Genomic DNA, 16512 nt, shown 5'->3' on the forward strand with positions numbered 1-16512 from the left:
CTGACACGGTACCGGAGTGTCGACGGCGAAATGCCGTTGTCTCACGGACAATGACCGCCAATGTCCGCTCAATCGGGTGGTGCGCTCTTGGAGCGATTGCCACCCGACCGGGGCGAGCCGACTCCGGCACCGGCCTTGGTGCCCCCGTCCTTCTTGGTGTTGCTTCCCCCGTTGCCCTGGGCGACCGGTGACGGTGCCTCGAACGCCTCCAGCGCCGACAGCACGTCCTGGACCCTGGAGATCTCGGTGTTGATGTCCTTGCGGCGGCGCACCAGTTCGTCCAGCTCGCGCCGGCCCTCGTCGGTGACCCGCTCGGCCTCGGCCTTCGCCTCGGCGACCAGCCGCTCCGCCTCCGCCTTCGCCAGCTCGATCTGCTCGTCCGCGGTGCGGTCGGCGTCGCGCAGCCGCTTCTCCGCCTCGGCGGCCGCGCTGTCGAGCCGCTCCTCGGCCTCCGCCTCCGCCGAGCGCAGCTTCGCCTCGGACTTCTCGATCAGCGACTCGGCCCGGTCGGTGGAGGTGGCGAGCTTGGTCTCCGCCTCCTTGAGCAGGCCCTCGGCCTTGCGGACGGCGGACAGCCGGACCTTGCTGGCCTCCGCGGAGGCCTCCGAGGTGAGCTCGGAGGCCCGGTCCTCGGCGGCCGCGACCAGGGCGGCGGCGCGGTCCTCGGCCTCGGCGACGGTGGCCACCGCCTGCTCCTCGGCCTCGGTCAGCTGCTCCTGGGCGGCCGTTACCAGCGCGTCCACCCGCTCGCCGGCCGACTTCATGGCCGCCGCGTTCTCCTTGCGGGCCCGCTCGTGCAGCGCCTCCACCTCGGCGTCGGTGCGCTCGCGCAGCTCCTCGGCGCGCTCGCGGATCGCGGTGGCGTCCCGGCGGGCCTCGGCGAGCAGGGTGTCGGCGTCGGAGCGGCCCTTCTCGACCTCGGCCTGACCGGCGGCCTCGCCGGCCGCGACCAGCCGGTCGGCCTCCTTGCGGGCGGCGGCGACCATCGCGTCCGCCTGCTCCTCGGCGGCGGCGGTGGTGGCCAGCGCGGTGGTCTGGGCGTCCTCGCCGAGCGACTCGGCGTCGGCGAAGGCCTTCTCCAGGACGGACTTGGCCCGCTCGCGGGTGGCCTTGTCGAACTGCTCGGCGGCCTCCCGGGTCTCCGCGTCGTAGGCGTCGGCGCGGGCGTGGGTGGCGGTGTCGTAGTCGTCGGCCAGGGTGCGGGTGGCGAGCGCGTACTCCTCGGCCTCGGCGCGCAGCCCGGCGGCCAGCTCCTCGGCGTCGGCGATCGTCCGCAGGCCCAGGGCGTCGGCGTCGGCGACGGTACGGGCGGCCTGCGCCGCGGCGTCCGCGCGCAGCTGCTCGGCGGTCTCCTGGGCGGCCCGCAGCTCGGCCTCGGCCTCGGCGCGCAGCTGCTCGTCGTAGGCCTGGGCCTCGGCCCGCTGCCGGCCGAGCTCGGCCTCGACGGCCTCGCGCTCGGCGGTGAGCTCCCGCTCGGTCCGCTCGCGCAGGGCGGTGGTCTCGGCCTCGGTCCGGGCGCGCAGCTCGGCGGCGTACCGGTCGGCGAGCTCGCGCTGCTCGGTGGTCTCGCGCTCGGCCAGGTCGCGCTGTTCGGCGGTCTCCCGGTCGGCCGACTCGCGTACCTCGGCGGCGTACCGGTCGGCGGCCTCACGCTGCTCGGCGGTCTCGCGCTCGGCCAGCTCGCGCACCTCGGCGGCGTCCAGCTCGGCCCGGTCGCGGGTGTCCGCGGCGTCCTGCTCCGCGGCGGCCCGCAGCGTGGCGATCTGCTCGGCGGCGGCCTCGTGCAGGCCGGCCACCGACTGGCGGACCTCGGCGGCCTCCTCGTCGGCGGCGGCGACCAGCTCGGCGCCCTCGGCCCGGGCGGCGGCCACCACGTCCTCGCCGTCGGCGCGCGCCTGCTCCAGCTCGGCGGCGGCCTCGGCGCGGATGCCGTCGGCGGTGGCGCGGGCCTCGGACAGCTCCCGGCCGGCCTCGGCCCGGACGGTCTCGGCCTGCTCGTTGGCCAGCGCCAGTTCGGCGGCGGCCTTCTCGCGGGTGGCCTTGGCGTCCTGGGCGGCCTCGGCCCGGCGCTGCTCGGCGGCGGTCTCGGCGTGCTCCAGCAGCTCGTCGGCCTCGGCGCGGTGGTCGGCGGCGTACTGCTCGACCTCGGTGCGCAGCTCGGTGGCGTGGTGTTCGGCTTCGGTGCGGACGCGGTCGGCGTGGGCCTCGGCGGCCTCGCGCTGCTGGGTGGTCTCCTGCTGGACGAGGGCGCGCAGCTCGGCCGCGGCCCGCTCGGCCTCGGCGCGGTGGTCGGCGGCGTACTGCTCGACCTCGGTGCGCAGCTCGGTGGCGTGGTGTTCGGCTTCGGTCCGGACGCGGTCGGCGTGGGCCTCGGCGGCCTCGCGCTGCTGGGTGGTCTCCTGCAGGGCGAGGGCGCGCAGCTCGGCCGCGGCCCGCTCGGCCTCGGCGCGGTGGTCGACGGCGTACCGGTCGGCCTCCTCGCGCTGCTCGGCGGCGTACCGGTCGGCGGCCGCGCGGACCTCGGCGCTCTCCCGGGCGGTGCGCTCGGTCAGCTCGGCGGCGCCCTGCTCGGCCTGCTCGCGGGCGGTGCGGGCGCCGGCCAGCTGCTCGGCGGTCTCCTCGCGCTCGCTCCGCAGCCCGGCGGCGGCCTCCTCGTGCTCGCGCCGGCTCTCCTCGCGCAGCGCGTTCGCGGTGGCCTCGGCCTCGGCCCTGGTCCGGGCGGCCTCGGTGTCGGCCTCGGTGCGCACGCGCTCGGCGTCGGCGACCGCGGCGTCCCGGACGGCGTTCGCCTCGGCCTGCGCCTCGGCGGTCACGGCCTCCGCGGCGGCGATCGCCTCGGAGCGTACCCGCTGGTCGAACTCGGTTGCGCCGCGCCGGAGTTCGGCGGTCTCACGCTCGGTGGCGGTGCGGTTCTCGGCGGCCGCGGCCTTGGCGGCGGCCACGGCGTCCTGGCCCTGCTGGGTGGCGGCCGAGGTGATCTTCTCGGCCTCGGTACGGGCCCGGGCCAGGGTCTGCTCGGCCCGCCCCTGGGTCTCGGCGGCCTGCTCCTGGGCCTGGGCGCGCAGCCGCTCGATCTCCCCGGCGGCACCCGCGCGCAGCTCGTCCGCGTCGGCCTTGGCCTTGGTGAGCAGCTCCTCGGCGTTCTTCGCCGACTCCTCGATCTGCAGGACGGCCTGGCGGCGGGCCTCGCTGCGGGCCCGGTCGGCCTCGGCGGCGGCCTGGGCGCGCAACTCCTCGGCCTCGGCGCGCAGCCGGGCCGCCTCGTCCTGCATCTGCTCGATCCGCTCGCGGATCGCGGCGGCGTCGTCCAGGGCGGCGTTCTGGGCCTGCTCGACGGCGGCCTGGGCCTGCTCGCGCAGCCGCTGGGCCTCGGCGTGCGCCTCGGCGCGGATCCGCTCGGCCTCGGCGGAGGCCTCGCTGCGGGCGGTCTCGGCGTCCTGGTTGGCGCGGCCGAGCACCTCCTCGGCGGTCTTGGCGGCCTTGGCGAGGTGGACGGTGGCGTCCTTGGCGCCGGCGGCCCGGCCCTCCTCCTCGGCCTCGCCGCGCAGTCGCTGGGCGTCGGCCTCGGCCTGCGCCCGCAGCTCCGCCAGGTCCCGGTCGGCCTGGGCGCGCAGCTCGGCGATCGCGGCCTCGGCCTCGGCCTTCAGCTGGGCGGCGACCGACTCGGCGGTGGCCCGCAGCCGCTCGCCCTCCTCGGCGGCGGCGGCCTTGGCGGCGTCCGCCTCGGCCTGCCGGGTGGCGGCGTCGGCGCGGACCGCCTCGGCCTCGGCCCGGATGGCCTCGGACTCCTTGGTGGCGTTGGCGACCAGCCGGGCGATCTCGGCCCGGGCGGTCTGCGAGCGCTGCTCGGTGGCGGCCTCGCCGTCGGCGACCTTGCGCTCGGCGGCGGCCTCGGCGTCGGCCTGGAGCTGCTCGGCGGCCTGCTCGGCCTGGACCCGCAGCTCGGTGGCCTCCCGGCGGGCGCGCTCGGCCTCGGCGATCGCCGCGTCGCGCAGCCGCTCTATCTCGGCCTTCGCGGCGCCGAGCTGCTGCTCGGCGCGGGCCTGCTCGGCGGCGGCCTGCTCCTTGAGCCGGCTGATCTCGGTGTGGGCGACGGCCAGCTGCTGCTCGGCGGCGGCATGGGCGGCGGCCAGCTCCTGCTGGGCCTGGCCGCGGGCCGCGTCCACGTCGGCGGCGGCCTGGGCGCCGGCCTGCTGGGCGTGCTCGGAGGCGGCGCGCAGCAGCCGCTCGGCGTCGTTCTGGGCCTTCTGCAGGGCGGCCTCGGCGGCGGCCTGGGCCTCGCCGCGGGCGGCGTCCACGTCGGCGGCGGTCTGGGCGCGGGCGTGGTCGGAGAGGGCGGCGGCCTCGGCGCGGGCCGCGGCGACCATCCGCTCGGCCTCGGCGCGGGCGTCCTGCAGCAGGCGCTGGGCCTCCTGCTCGGAGCCGGACCGGGTCTGCTCGGCCCAGCCGTTGACGTGCTGCTCGGCGGAGCGGCGCAGCTCGGTGAGCTCGTCCTCCAGCTGGCGGCGGCGCGCGGTGAGCTCGGCCTCCAGCCGGGCGGTGCGCTCGGCGGTCTCGGCCATGATCCGCTGGGTGGCGGCCTGGGAGTCGCGCAGCTGGCGCTCGGCGTCGGCGCGCATCTGCTGGGCCTGCATCTCGGCGGTCCGGAGCATCTGCTCGGCCTGGCCGGAGACGGCGTCGAAGGCGCGCGGCTGGGCGAGCATGCGCCGGGATTCGTGCAGCTTGGCCCGGAGCACCTCCACCTGGTAGGCGAGGTCCTCGGCATGCTCGACTGCCTTGTCCCGCTCCTTCCGAGTCCGACCCATCTCGGCCTCGAACTGGGAGAGGTGATCGTCAACCTCGTAGCGGTCGTTGCCCCGCACTCCGCGGTCCCATCCATCTCCTGGTCGCGTCCTCGACCCGGCCGGTCCAGGGCTCCCGTGTCCGGGGGTCCGGTCCGACTGGTCCTTGCATCCGCGGTCACCGGACGATCCGCTGCCAAGCCGGAGCCGTCCGCCGCGGTCGTCGGAGTCCTGGTCGCGGGAGCGCGGACGTGCCGCGTTCCCCCGTCCGGGTGGACTCCTGGGCGAACTCTTGCCTGTGGAGAATGGTGACAGATCCGTCTTGCGACTGTTCAGCCGTGCCCGCGTACTGGACTCCCCTGCGACGGGCCGGCCACCGGAGGGCGGACAGGCCTGTCATCGGCCGTGCCCGTCGCCTCCGTCCCCCGGAGTCTTCGCGCACCTGGGCATTGTAGTGGGCCCGCACCGCGGGGGAATGGCCGCGTGGGGGTTTTCCGGCTGTCGGACCAGGTTACTGACGGGTCGCTATGGGCTCAACTCCTGTGTGCCGCCCGGGAGCGGGCGGCACCGGGGGTGGTTCCGAGGTCGTTTCAGTGCTCTTCGTGCTCGCCGGGCTGGGCCGAGGTGACCAGCTCGGTCAGGACGCCGCCGCAGTCCTTGGGGTGCAGGAAGGTGATCCGCGAGCCCATCGAGCCGATCCGCGGCTCCTCGTACAGGACCCGGATGCCCTTGTCGCGGATGGCTTCGGAGTCGGCGTCGACGTCGGCGGTGCCGAAGGCGATGTGGTGCACGCCCTCGCCGTTCTTCTCCAGCCACTTCGCGACGGTGGAGTCCGGGCGGGTGGGCTCCAGCAGCTGGAGGTACGAGGCGCCGCCGTCGTCCGTCCCGTTGATCCGGAGCATGGCCTCGCGGACCCCCTGCTCCTCGTTGACCTCGCTGTGGAACACCTCGAAGCCGTAGGTGGCGCGGTAGAACTCGACCGTCTTGTCGAGGTCTCGGCAGGCGATGCCGATGTGGTCGATACGGGTCAGCACGGCGACCTCCAGGGCGGTGGACGGAAAGTGGCACCCAGTGCAGCGTATGGCCCTCGGGCGGCGCCAGTGCCCAACGTGCGAGCCTGCTCACACGCCGCTCGCACGCCGGGAGATGTCCGGACGTTCACCCGGACCGCGTTGACACGGTGTTGACTGGACTGTGCCAGTGCGCTCGATCACACCGTCGCTCCGGTGACGGGCGGAAAACGGGTCAGTACCCTGAGCGCATCCTCACCACCTGGCCACGACGTGCGAAGGGGCCCGTCCCATGACCAACACCACCTCTGTGATCGTTGCCGGTGCGCGGACCCCGATGGGTCGCCTGCTCGGTTCCCTCAAGGGCTTCTCCGGCGCCGACCTCGGCGGCTTCGCGATCAAGGGCGCGCTGGAGCGGGCCGGCATCACGGGTGAGCAGGTCCAGTACGTGATCATGGGCCAGGTGCTGCAGGCCGGCGCCGGCCAGATCCCGGCCCGCCAGGCGGCCGTCAAGGCCGGCATCCCGATGAACGTCCCGGCGCTGACCATCAACAAGGTCTGCCTCTCCGGCCTGGACGCGATCGCCCTGGCCGACCAGCTGATCCGGGCCGGCGAGTTCGACATCGTGGTGGCCGGCGGCCAGGAGTCCATGACCAACGCCCCCCACCTGCTGCCGAAGTCCCGCGAGGGCTACAAGTACGGCGCGGTCGAGGTGCTCGACGCGATGGCCCACGACGGTCTGACCGACGCCTACGAGAACATCCCGATGGGCGAGTCCACCGAGAAGCACAACACCCGCCTGGGCATCCCGCGCGACGTGCAGGACGAGATCGCCGCCGCCTCCCACCAGCGGGCCGCCAAGGCGCAGGCCGACGGCGTCTTCGAGGCCGAGATCGTCCCGGTCGCCATCCCGCAGCGCAAGGGCGAGCCGGTGCTGTTCAGCCAGGACGAGGGCATCCGCGCCGACACCACCGTGGAGGGCCTGGCCAAGCTGCGCCCGGCCTTCACCAAGGACGGCACGATCACCGCCGGCACCTCCTCGCAGATCTCCGACGGCGCCGCCGCCGTGGTCGTGATGAGCAAGGCCAAGGCCGAGGAGCTGGGCCTGACCTGGATCGCCGAGATCGGCGCCCACGGCAACGTGGCCGGCCCGGACAACTCGCTGCAGTCGCAGCCGTCCAACGCGATCAAGCACGCGCTGGGCAAGGAGGGCCTGGAGGTCTCCGACCTCGACCTGATCGAGATCAACGAGGCCTTCGCGGCCGTCGCCCACCAGTCGATGAAGGACCTCGGGGTCTCCGCCGACATCGTCAACGTCAACGGCGGCGCGATCGCGCTCGGCCACCCGATCGGGATGTCCGGCGCCCGCGTGGTGCTCACCCTCGCGCTGGAGCTGCAGCGCCGCGGCGGCGGGGTCGGCGCGGCCGCGCTGTGCGGCGGCGGCGGCCAGGGCGACGCGCTGATCGTCCGGGTTCCTCAGGAGAGCAGCCCCAAGGCCTGACCACTCTGACGTGACCTCGGGGCTGCGGACCGCCACAAGTGGTCCGCAGCCCTTCGGCATCTGCCGATAACCGCCGGAGCTGCCGACAACCGCCGGCATCTGCGCAAGGAGATCCTGATGATCGATGTCGCCACGCTGGTCGAGCAGGCCCGGGAGGGCCGGCCGCGGGCGGTCGCCCGGCTGATCACGCTGGTCGAGAACGCCGCCCCGCAGCTGCGGGAGGCGATGGCCGCGCTCGCGCCGTACACCGGGCAGGCGTACACGGTGGGCCTGACCGGCTCGCCCGGGGTCGGCAAGTCCACCTCCACCTCCGCGCTGGTCTCCGCCTACCGGCGGCTCGGCAAGCGGGTCGGGGTGCTCGCCGTCGACCCGTCCTCGCCGTTCTCCGGCGGGGCGCTGCTGGGCGACCGGGTCCGGATGCAGGACCACGCGACCGACCCCGAGGTGTTCATCCGCTCGATGGCCACCCGCGGGCACCTGGGCGGGCTGTCCTGGGCGGCGCCGCAGGCGCTGCGGGTGCTGGACGCGGCGGGCTGCGAGGTGATCCTGGTCGAGACCGTCGGCGTGGGCCAGTCCGAGGTGGAGGTCGCCGCCCAGGCCGACACCGCCGTGGTGCTGCTGGCGCCCGGGATGGGCGACGGAATCCAGGCGGCCAAGGCGGGCATCCTGGAGATCGGCGACGTCTTCGTGGTCAACAAGGCCGACCGGGACGGCGCCGACGCCACCGCCCGGGAGCTCAACCACATGTTGGGCCTCGGCGAGGCCCGCGGGGCGGGGGACTGGCGCCCGCCGATCGTCAAGACCGTCGCGGCCCGCGGCGAGGGCGTGGACGAGGTGGTCGAGGCGCTGGAGAAGCACCGCGCCTGGCTGGAGGAGACCGGCGAACTGGCGGCGCGCCGCCGCCGTCGGGCCGCCCAGGAGATCGAGGCGATCGCGCTGGCCGAGCTGCGCGCCCGGATCGGCGACCTCTCCGGCGACCGCCACCTGGCCGGCCTGGCCGAGCGGGTGGCCACCGGCGGGCTGGACCCGTACGGCGCGGCCGACGAGCTGGTGGCGGGCCTGACCACGGGCTGAGCGTTGCGCGCAGGGCCCCGGACCGGCTGGGCGGTTTCCAGCGGTCCGGGGCCCTGCGCGTTCGGGTGCTACGAGCGGCCGCGCAGGCCGCGGAGGTGTTCGGCGACGGGGGCCAGGGCCTCGTACATGGCGTCGAGCTGCTCCGGGGTGAAGCGGTCGATGAAGTGGGCCCGGACGCTGCGCACGTGGTCCGGGGCGACCCGCTGCATGGTCTCCCAGCCCTGCTCGGTGAGGTGGGCGTAGAGGCCGCGGCGGTCGCCGGGGCACTCCTGGCGCAGGACCAGGCCCGCGTTCTCCATCCGGGTGATCTGGTGGGAGAGCCGGCTCTTGGACTGCAGGGTGGCGGTCGCGAGGTCCGTCATCCGCATCCGGTGGTCCGGGGCCTCGGAGAGCACGACCAGGATCTCGTAGTCGTTGATCGCCAGGTTGTGGGGCTGGAGTTCGCGGCTGAGCTGGTAGTCCAGCAGCTTGGCGACCTCCAGATGGGCGCGCCACATCCGCTGCTCCCGGGCGGTCAGCCAGGGGGTCTCCTCCCCGGGCTGCGGCGGTGGGTTGTCCGCAGAGTCGAGCGTGTGCGTATCCATGGGATCCAGCATAGCCGTTTTAGTTCAATCTTGTACAAGTTTACAGGCCGAAACGCCGACCGAGTTCGCCCAGGTTACCGAGGCCGGGCGCGTTGGGGTGGTCGCCGCCGTGGCCCGGCTGGTTCGGCACCCCGCCGCCCGGGACCCCGGCCTCGGCGTCCACCCGGCCGACCGACCGCTCGGCCATCAGCGTCTCGCTGGACTGCACCAGCACCTGACCCGCGCCGATGAACTCGAACTGGTGCTCCTCGCCGGAGGCGCCGCCGATCCCGGTCAGCCGACGAAGGCCGCCGACCACCCCGTGCAGGTAGTCGTGGTCGTAGTGGTGGCACGGCGCCGGGCAGTCCGCCCAGCCGACCAGGGCCTGCGGGTCCACCCGGACCGGCGGCTCCACGAAGTGCACCGGCCCGTTGGAGGCGGCGACGAACCGGCCGGTGCCGATCAGGGTCAGGAAGCCCGGGATGATCGACTGCTTGAGCCGCAGCGTCGGGTCGAAGGCGAGCAGGTTGCCGGAACGGACGGTCAGGTTGCCGTCGTCCAGGTCGTAGGAGTTCAGGTCGAAGGCGCGGTCGGCCAGCAGCAGCCGGCCGCTGCCCTGGGCGACCACCCAGTCCGACGCGTGCAGCGGCGAGTTGAAGTGCTGGCCGAGCACCCGGTCGACCATCCCGGCGCCGACGCCGCGGAAGGAGATATCGCCGTAGTAGGCGATCATCTTGCCCTTCTGCAGGAAGTAGGAGCCGTTCAGCTGGACGGCGAAGGCGTACGGGTTGACGTTGTCGTCGGCCGGCAGGGTGTACGCGTCGTACACCACCGGGCCGGTGCCGCCGTGGGTGGTCGGCAGCGGGGCCTGCGGGCCGCCGAACTGCTCCTGGGCGTAAGCCTGTTGGGACTGCTGCGACTGCGGCTGTGACTGCGGCTGGTAGGACGGCGGCGGGGGAGGCGGCGGCGGGTAGTCCGCGGAGCGGCCGTAGGACGGCGGCACCGTGAAGCCCGGCTGGGTCGGCTGGTCGTGCGGCGACTGCCCGTACGGCGGCTGCGGCGGCTGCGGCGGGTGGGACATCAGAGCTTCTCCTCGCTCGCCTGGACGTACACCGCGCCCTGCCCGGACAGCTCCAGCTGGAACGCCTCGCCCGAGCCGCGGCCGATCATCTCGCGCCAACCGATCGCCGTGGACAGCTTGTTGCGCACCTCGCCGCGGTGCGCCACGTACGCCTGCGGGTCGACGTGCACCGACTGGCCGGGGGTGATCGGCAGCTCGAAGACGCCGCCGTGGGCCATCACCGCGACCGAGCCGTGGCCCTCCAGTCGGGTGGTGAACAGGCCCTGCCCGCTGACCTGGCCGCGGACCATGCCCATCACCCCGCCCTGCGAGCCGAGGAACACGGTGGACTGGCGCAGGGTGCCCTCGAAGGCGAGCAGCCGGTCCGCCTCGACGAACAGGGTGTCGCCGACCAGGTCGATCACGTGCACGTGGTGGCCGCCGTGGCCGAACATCACCCGGCCCTGGCCCTCGACCGTCATCAGCGGGGTGTCCTCGTTGGCGACCCGCCGGCCGATCATCGACATCACCCCGCCCTGGCCGCCGGTGATGTTCGGGGTGAAGCGGACGTCGCCGGTGTACCCGAGCATCGCCCCGCGCTGGCTGAACAGCCGTTGGCCGGGCACCACCTGGGCCTCGACCATCTTGCCGTTGATCCGGGTGAAGCCCATCAGACGTCACCCCCGACGGTGACCTTCTCCGAGGGCTGGACGTACACCAGGCCCTCGCCGGTGAACTCGACCTGCACGGCCTCGCCGCCGCCCTCGCCGATCACCGTGGTCCAGCCCGCGCCCGACTTGACGCTGCGGTGCAGGTTGCCGGTGTGCGCGACGTACGCGCCCGGGTCGACCCGCAGCGGCATGTCCTTGCCGACCCGCAGGATGACGGCCGGCCCGTTGGAGGTGACGGCCGCCCAGCCGTGCCCCTCCACCTTGGTGGTGAAGAAGCCGTTGCCCGAGGAGACGCCGTTCAGCCCGGTGAAGCTGGTGCCGGTGTGCAGGCCGGCCTCGGTGCAGAGCAGGTTGTCCGCCTCGACGTAGAGCGTCTCCCCGTCGAGGCGGACCAGGTTGATCTCGGTGGCCCGGTCGGCGAAGTAGCAGGTGCCCTGCCCCTTCACCTCCATGACCGTCATCCGCTCGCCGGTCAGTCTGCGGGCGACCATGCCCCGCAGCCCGTCCCCGCCGCCGGTCAGCTTCTTGAAGGTCATCTGGCCGGTGTACGCGACCATCGAGCCGTGCCGGGCCTTGACGGCGTCCCCGCCCAGCTCGACGGCGAGTACGCGCGATCCCTGGAGTCTGAACTGTGCCACGGCCGCAATCTAGCTGGCGCGGCCGTGGCGGGGGAGAGGGCGTGGACGAACTGCTACCGGTTCGGGACAAACGGGTCAGTGCCGCGCGTGCGCCCCGTGGGCGGCGCGCGGGACGGTCCCGGCCGCCTCCTCGACCTCCAGCAGCGAGGCCGAGTGGCGCTCCGCCTCGAAGGCGACCACGCCGCCGCGCAGGCCGAACAGCCGCTTGGAGAGCATGATCCAGAGCACCGCGGCGATGTTCAGCAGCAGGGTGCAGATCTTCACCGCGCTGACGTGCTCGTGCAGCTCGTAGGCCTCCAGCGGGAGGAAGGCGGCGGTGGCGACCACGGTCAGGTACTCGGCCCAGCGCTTGCCCAGCCAGAGGCCGACCGCCTCGACGATCTCGATCAGCGCGTAGGCGATCATCGCGCCCGCGACGATCAGCAGGGTCTTCTTCTGGTAGCCGAAGGTCTTGCGGATGGTCTCGACGATCGGGGCGTGGTTGAGGTCCCAGTGGAAGTGGTCGGTGACCGGCTTGAAGATCGTGAGGTCGTCCTCGAAGATCCGCTGCACGGCCTCCTGGCTGTTGGAGAACTTCCAGACGCCCCAGGCCATCAGGATGATGATCACGCCGCGCAGTACCCGCTCGACGGCGAGGAAGCGCAGGATGAAGAGGTCCCGCAGCGCCTTGCCGCGCGGCACCAGCGGGGCGTCCGCCGCCGGGCCGGAGCCGTGCGGGGCGCCGAGCGCGAAGTCGCCGCAGCGCAGGCAGCGCCAGGCGTCGCCGACGGCGGTGGCGGCGTGCAGCCGGGTGGCCAGCTCGGGCTCGGTCGGCGCGTAGGTGATGTGGCCGCGCTTGGCGCAGGTCCTGCGGTCCCAGTCACGCTTGAACATGTGGTGGCTACCCCCGTGTGTGTTGCCCCGTGTGTGCTGCCGCGGCGCCCGGTTCGGTGGGCGCGCGGGCAGCAGGATAGGGGGTACGGGCGACGTACTGCTGCGTCCGGCGGCGTTCCGGCACGCCGTTGTGACATCCGGCACGGTGGCCACCCCCGGCCCGGGAGTCGGACATGTGCTCGGTGATAATGGCCGGAAGGCTTGTGAGTCGCTTCACAAGCGTGCCCACGCCTCCGACCCCCGTATTGAGGTATCCAACGTGAACAGCAGCGCCGTCCACCGCCTGCGCCTGATCTCCGCGCCCGAGGGGATCTCCTTCGTCCTGCTGCTGATCTGCTCGGTGCTGAAGCGGACCACCTCCTTCGACGCGGTGCCGGTGATGGGCATGGTCCACGGGGTCCTGTTCATCTTGTACGTGGTCTTCTGGATCCAGGCCTGGCAGGCGCAGAAGTGGGACGCCAAGCGCGGCGTGCTGCTGTTCGTGCTCTCGGTGCTGCCCTTCGGCGGCTTCTTCGCCGAGCGGATGCTCGGCCGGGAGGAGCGCGGCGAGCTGCAGCCCGCCACCGCCTGATCCCGCTCCGCGTGGACGGTCGACAGGCTGCCACGGCCTCCTCTCCCAAAGGGCCGCGGCAGCCTGTCGCCGTTTCTTACCGGGAGTGGCTCCAGGCTTGGGTCAGTTGACGTTGACCCCGCTCCAGGCCGCCGCCACCGCCTTGTACTCGGCGCCGTTGGCGCCGTACAGGTCGGCCGCGGCCTTGAGGCTCGCGGTGCGGGCGGCCTTGTAGTTGGTGGTGGAGGTGAAGTAGACGGTCAGCGCGCGGTACCAGATCGCCGCGGCCTTGTCCCGCCCGATGCCGGTCACCTTGGCGCCGTTGGAGGTCGGGCTGTTGTAGCTGTAGCCGTTGATGCTCTTGGCGCCGCTGCCCTCGGCGAGCAGGTAGAAGAAGTGGTTGGCGACCCCGGACGAGTAGTGGACGTCCAGGTTGCCGACGCCGGAGTACCAGGAGTCCGCGGACCGGCCGTCCAGTGAGGGCTTGTCCATGTAGCGCAGCGGCTTGCCGTTGCCGAAGATGTTGATCTTCTCGCCGATCCAGTAGTTCGGCGGGTTCGCCGGCAGGTTGGCGTACCACTCGACCATGGTGCCGAAGATGTCCGAGGTGGCCTCGTTGAGGCCGCCGGACTCGCCCGAGTAGTTGAGGCCCGCGGTGGCGGAGGTGACGCCGTGGGTCATCTCGTGGCCGGAGACGTCGATCGCGGTGAGCGGGTTGGTGTTGCCGTTGCCGTCGCCGTAGGTCATGCAGAAGCAGCCGTCGTCCCAGAACGCGTTGACGTAGTTCGAGCCGTAGTGCACCCGGCTGAGCGCACCCACGCCGTTGTTCTTGATGCCGTTGCGGCCGAAGGTCTTCTTGTAGAAGTCCCAGGTGGCCGAGGCGCCGAACTGGGCGTCCACGGCGGCCGACTGGCGGTTGGAGGTGAGCCCGTTGCCCCAGCTGTTGCTGGTGCTGGTGAACAGCGAGCCGTTGCCCGAGGTGCCGCCCTTGAGGTCGGTGGTGGACTGGCCGCCGCGGGTGGCGTCCTTGAGCGAGTAGGTCGAGCCGCTCTGGGTGGTGGTCAGCGGGACGGTGCCGACGTGGACGCCCTTGCCGCTGCCGACCGCGGTCTCGACCTCCTCGTGGGTGGCGAGCAGTTCGCCGGTGGCCGCGTCGGTGACCACCTGCTGGCTGCTCGGGGTGCCGTCGGCGCGCTCGCCGCGCACCACCGTGCGGTGGGCGAGGCGCGGGCTGCCGTCGGCGGCCCAGACCACCAGCTCGGTGCGGTCGGTGCCGTCCACCCGGCTGAGCGCGGCCTCGTCGTCGTCGGCGGCCAGGCCGACGGTCGCCCGCACCGCGTCGGTGGCCCGCTCGGCGGCCTGGTCGGCGGAGAGTCCGGGGGCCAGGCCGTCCGGCAGGGCGAGCCGGCCGGTGAAGGCCCGGTCCACCGAGGCCACCGAGCCGTCGGGGCGCTGGTGCACGACCAGGTCGCCGCCGAGGACGGGGAGTCCGGCGTAGGTGCGCTCGTAGCGCAGGTGCCGGGTGCCGTCGGCGTCGACCACGGCGTCCTTGACGACGAGCCGCTCCTGGGCGCCCAGGGTCAGGGCGGCGGCGAGCGGGGCGCTCTGGTCGGCGGCCAGCGCGAGCGGCGCGGTCTGCGGCGCGGTCTGCGGCCGGTCCGCCGCCTGGGCGGCGGGGAGGGCGGCGATCTGGACGACGCCGGCCAGCAGGGCGGTGGCGGAGAGTACGGCCGGGAGGGTCAACTTTCGCTTCACGTGGGGCTGTTCCTTCCACGAGACCCGCGGGTGCCTGCGGGTGCGCCGCGTACCGGGGCGCCGGGGGTGGCGCCGTTGGGGCGGTAGGGCGCGGACGTGCGGCTCCCGTGCGGCTGCTGACGCCCTGTCGGTCGGGTGGGGGGAGACAGGGGATCGGACGAGAGCTTGGTCATAAGCATGACAATCCAGGGCAGCGAAGGACAGGGCGCCTCCGCGGATTGGCCAGGAGTCGCCAGCGCCGGTGCGGATGGTTCGGCTGCCGTCCACTGTCCGGAATCCGCGGTTCGTCCCGGCTGGCGGAACCTCGCCATTCGGACCCGCTTGACAGCGGTAGGACGCGGACGGACGCCCGGGGCCTGCCCTCCAACGGGGCCCCGGGCGTCCAGCTCACCTTCCGCCGTACGTCAGTTGACGTTGACGGCGGACCAGGTCGCGGCGACGGCGTTGTACTCGGTGCTGCCGGAGCCGTACAGGTCGGCCGCGGCGCTGAGGGTGCCGGCGCGGGCCGCCGAGTAGTCGGTGGTGGAGGTGAAGTAGACGGTCAGCGCGCGGTACCAGATCTGCGCGGCCTTGTCCCGGCCGATGCCCGCGAGGGAGGAGCCGTCGAAGGTCGGGCTGTTGTAGCTGAAGCCGTTGACGGTCTTGGCGCCGCTGCCCTCGGCGAGCAGGTAGAAGAAGTGGTTGGCCACGCCGGACGAGTAGTGGACGTCCAGGTTGCCGACGTTGGCGTCCCAGTAGTCGGCCGAGCGGCCGTCCTTGGAGGGCTGGTCCATGTAGCGCAGCGGCTTGCCGTCGCCGCGCAGGTTGATCTTCTCGCCGATCAGGTAGTTCGGCGGGTTCGAGGGCAGGTTGGCGTACCACTCGACCATGGTGCCGAAGATGTCCGAGGTGGCCTCGTTGAGGCCGCCGGACTCGCCCGAGTAGTCGAGGCCGGCGGTGGCGGAGGTGACGCCGTGGGTCATCTCGTGCCCGGCGACGTCGATCGCGGTGAGCGGGTGGGTGTTGCTGGCGCCGTCGCCGTACGTCATGCAGAAGCAGGTGTCGCTCCAGAACGCGTTGACGTAGTTGGTGCCGTAGTGGACCCGGCTGACGGCGCCGACGCCGTCGTTCCTGATGCCGCTCCGGCCGAAGGTCTTCTTGTAGAAGTCCCAGGTGGCGGCCGCGCCGTACTGGGCGTCGACGGCGGCGGACTCCGGGTTGGAGACCAGGCCGTTGCCGAAGCTGTTGGTGGTGTTGGCGAACAGGGTGCCGGAGCCGGAGGTCTTGTTCTTCAGGTTGTAGGTGGCCTGGCCGCCGCGGGTGGCGTCCTTGAGCTGGTACGAGCTGCCGCTCTGGGTGGTGGTCAGCGGGACGCTGCCGACGAAGACGCCCTTGCCGCTGCCGGAGGCGGTCTGCACCTGCTCGTGGGTGGAGAGCACCTGGCCGCTGGCCGCGTCGGTGACCAGCAGCTGGCTGCTCGGGGTGCCGTCGGCGCGCAGGCCCTCGACGGTGGTCCGGTACGCGAGGCGCGGGCTGCCGTCGTTGGCCCAGACGACCAGCTCGGCCTTGCCGGTCTGGTGCACCTCGGTCAGCGGGGCCTCGTCCTCGTCGACGGTGATGCCGACGGTGGACCGCACGGCGCCGGTCGCCTGGGCGGCGGCCTGGTCCGCCGGTATCTGCGGGCTGAGGCTGGGCAGCGCGAGCTTCGCGCCGACGGCCTTGTCCACGGCGGTGGTCGAGCCGTCCGCCTTCTGGTGCACGACCAGGTCGCCGCCGAGGACGGGGAGTCCGGCGTAGGTGCGCTCGTAGCGGAGGTGGCGGGTGCCGTCGGCGTCCACCACCACGTCCTTGGCCACCAGTTGCTCCTGGCCGCCCAGGGCCAGGGCGTGCGCGACCTTGCCGGCCTGGCCGTTGGCCTGGGCGATCAGGTCGACGTGCTGCGGGGCGTGCGGGGCCGGGCCGGCCTGGGCCGCTCCGGCCTGGACGACACCGGTGAGCAGCGCGGTGGCGGAGAGTACGGCGACTGCGGCGAGCTTTCGCTTCACGGACGAGTCCTT

General features: G+C 73.3%; 12 protein-coding genes. 3 read left to right on the forward strand and 9 right to left on the reverse strand.

Annotated features, from left to right (window positions below; translation table 11 throughout):
• Positions 1–68: 68 nt before the first annotated feature.
• Together ACFVXG_RS19465 and mce are read right to left on the reverse strand one after the other, a co-directional pair.
• On the reverse strand, positions 69–4862 hold the full coding sequence (locus ACFVXG_RS19465) for a hypothetical protein (protein WP_387929073.1): 4794 nt from the start codon (positions 4860–4862) through the stop codon (positions 69–71).
• Between the two features lie 509 nt (positions 4863–5371).
• Positions 5372–5815, reverse strand: a complete 444-nt coding sequence (mce, locus tag ACFVXG_RS19470; protein WP_387929075.1) for a methylmalonyl-CoA epimerase — start codon at positions 5813–5815, stop codon at positions 5372–5374.
• Between the two features lie 268 nt (positions 5816–6083).
• Here mce and ACFVXG_RS19475 point away from each other — a divergent pair, with 268 nt between their 5' ends.
• The gene (locus tag ACFVXG_RS19475) at positions 6084–7292 is read left to right on the forward strand and encodes an acetyl-CoA C-acetyltransferase (protein WP_387929077.1); all 1209 of its coding nucleotides are present in this window, start codon (positions 6084–6086) and stop codon (positions 7290–7292) included.
• Between the two features lie 117 nt (positions 7293–7409).
• Entirely contained in the window at positions 7410–8366 is a 957-nt protein-coding gene (gene meaB, locus ACFVXG_RS19480; protein ID WP_350504353.1) for a methylmalonyl Co-A mutase-associated GTPase MeaB, read from the forward strand.
• 68 nt (positions 8367–8434) lie between these two features.
• On the opposite strand, the gene ACFVXG_RS19485 is transcribed toward meaB, so the two are convergent.
• The 5 genes from ACFVXG_RS19485 to ACFVXG_RS19505 all read right to left on the reverse strand — a co-directional run bounded on the left by ACFVXG_RS19485 (position 8435) and on the right by ACFVXG_RS19505 (position 12171).
• Positions 8435–8950 (reverse strand): MarR family winged helix-turn-helix transcriptional regulator, encoded by a 516-nt coding sequence (locus ACFVXG_RS19485; RefSeq protein WP_387929079.1) that lies wholly within the window; start codon positions 8948–8950, stop codon positions 8435–8437.
• A gap of 40 nt (positions 8951–8990) precedes the next feature.
• Positions 8991–9791 (reverse strand): AIM24 family protein, encoded by an 801-nt coding sequence (locus ACFVXG_RS19490; RefSeq protein ID WP_387929415.1) that lies wholly within the window; start codon positions 9789–9791, stop codon positions 8991–8993.
• A 218-nt stretch (positions 9792–10009) separates the two neighbouring features.
• Positions 10010–10660 (reverse strand): AIM24 family protein, encoded by a 651-nt coding sequence (locus ACFVXG_RS19495; protein ID WP_387929081.1) that lies wholly within the window; start codon positions 10658–10660, stop codon positions 10010–10012.
• A complete protein-coding gene (locus ACFVXG_RS19500) occupies positions 10660–11298 on the reverse strand; it encodes an AIM24 family protein (RefSeq protein ID WP_387929083.1) in 639 nt (212 codons plus the stop codon). The genes ACFVXG_RS19495 and ACFVXG_RS19500 overlap by 1 nt, the downstream gene beginning before the upstream one ends.
• Positions 11299–11373: 75 nt before the next feature.
• The gene (locus tag ACFVXG_RS19505) at positions 11374–12171 is read right to left on the reverse strand and encodes a DUF2127 domain-containing protein (protein ID WP_387929085.1); all 798 of its coding nucleotides are present in this window, start codon (positions 12169–12171) and stop codon (positions 11374–11376) included.
• A gap of 259 nt (positions 12172–12430) precedes the next feature.
• Here ACFVXG_RS19505 and ACFVXG_RS19510 point away from each other — a divergent pair, with 259 nt between their 5' ends.
• The gene (locus ACFVXG_RS19510; RefSeq protein WP_387929086.1) at positions 12431–12742 is read left to right on the forward strand and encodes a DUF3817 domain-containing protein; all 312 of its coding nucleotides are present in this window, start codon (positions 12431–12433) and stop codon (positions 12740–12742) included.
• Positions 12743–12844: 102 nt separating this feature from the next.
• On the opposite strand, the gene ACFVXG_RS19515 is transcribed toward ACFVXG_RS19510, so the two are convergent.
• Both ACFVXG_RS19515 and ACFVXG_RS19520 read right to left on the reverse strand, forming a co-directional pair.
• A complete protein-coding gene (locus ACFVXG_RS19515) occupies positions 12845–14476 on the reverse strand; it encodes a M4 family metallopeptidase (RefSeq protein ID WP_387929088.1) in 1632 nt (543 codons plus the stop codon).
• Between the two features lie 404 nt (positions 14477–14880).
• Positions 14881–16500, reverse strand: a complete 1620-nt coding sequence (locus ACFVXG_RS19520; RefSeq protein WP_387929090.1) for a M4 family metallopeptidase — start codon at positions 16498–16500, stop codon at positions 14881–14883.
• Positions 16501–16512: the final 12 nt, after the last annotated feature.

It is taken from the genome of Kitasatospora sp. NPDC058162 (genome assembly GCF_042884005.1).
Lineage (GTDB): Bacteria > Actinomycetota > Actinomycetes > Streptomycetales > Streptomycetaceae > Kitasatospora.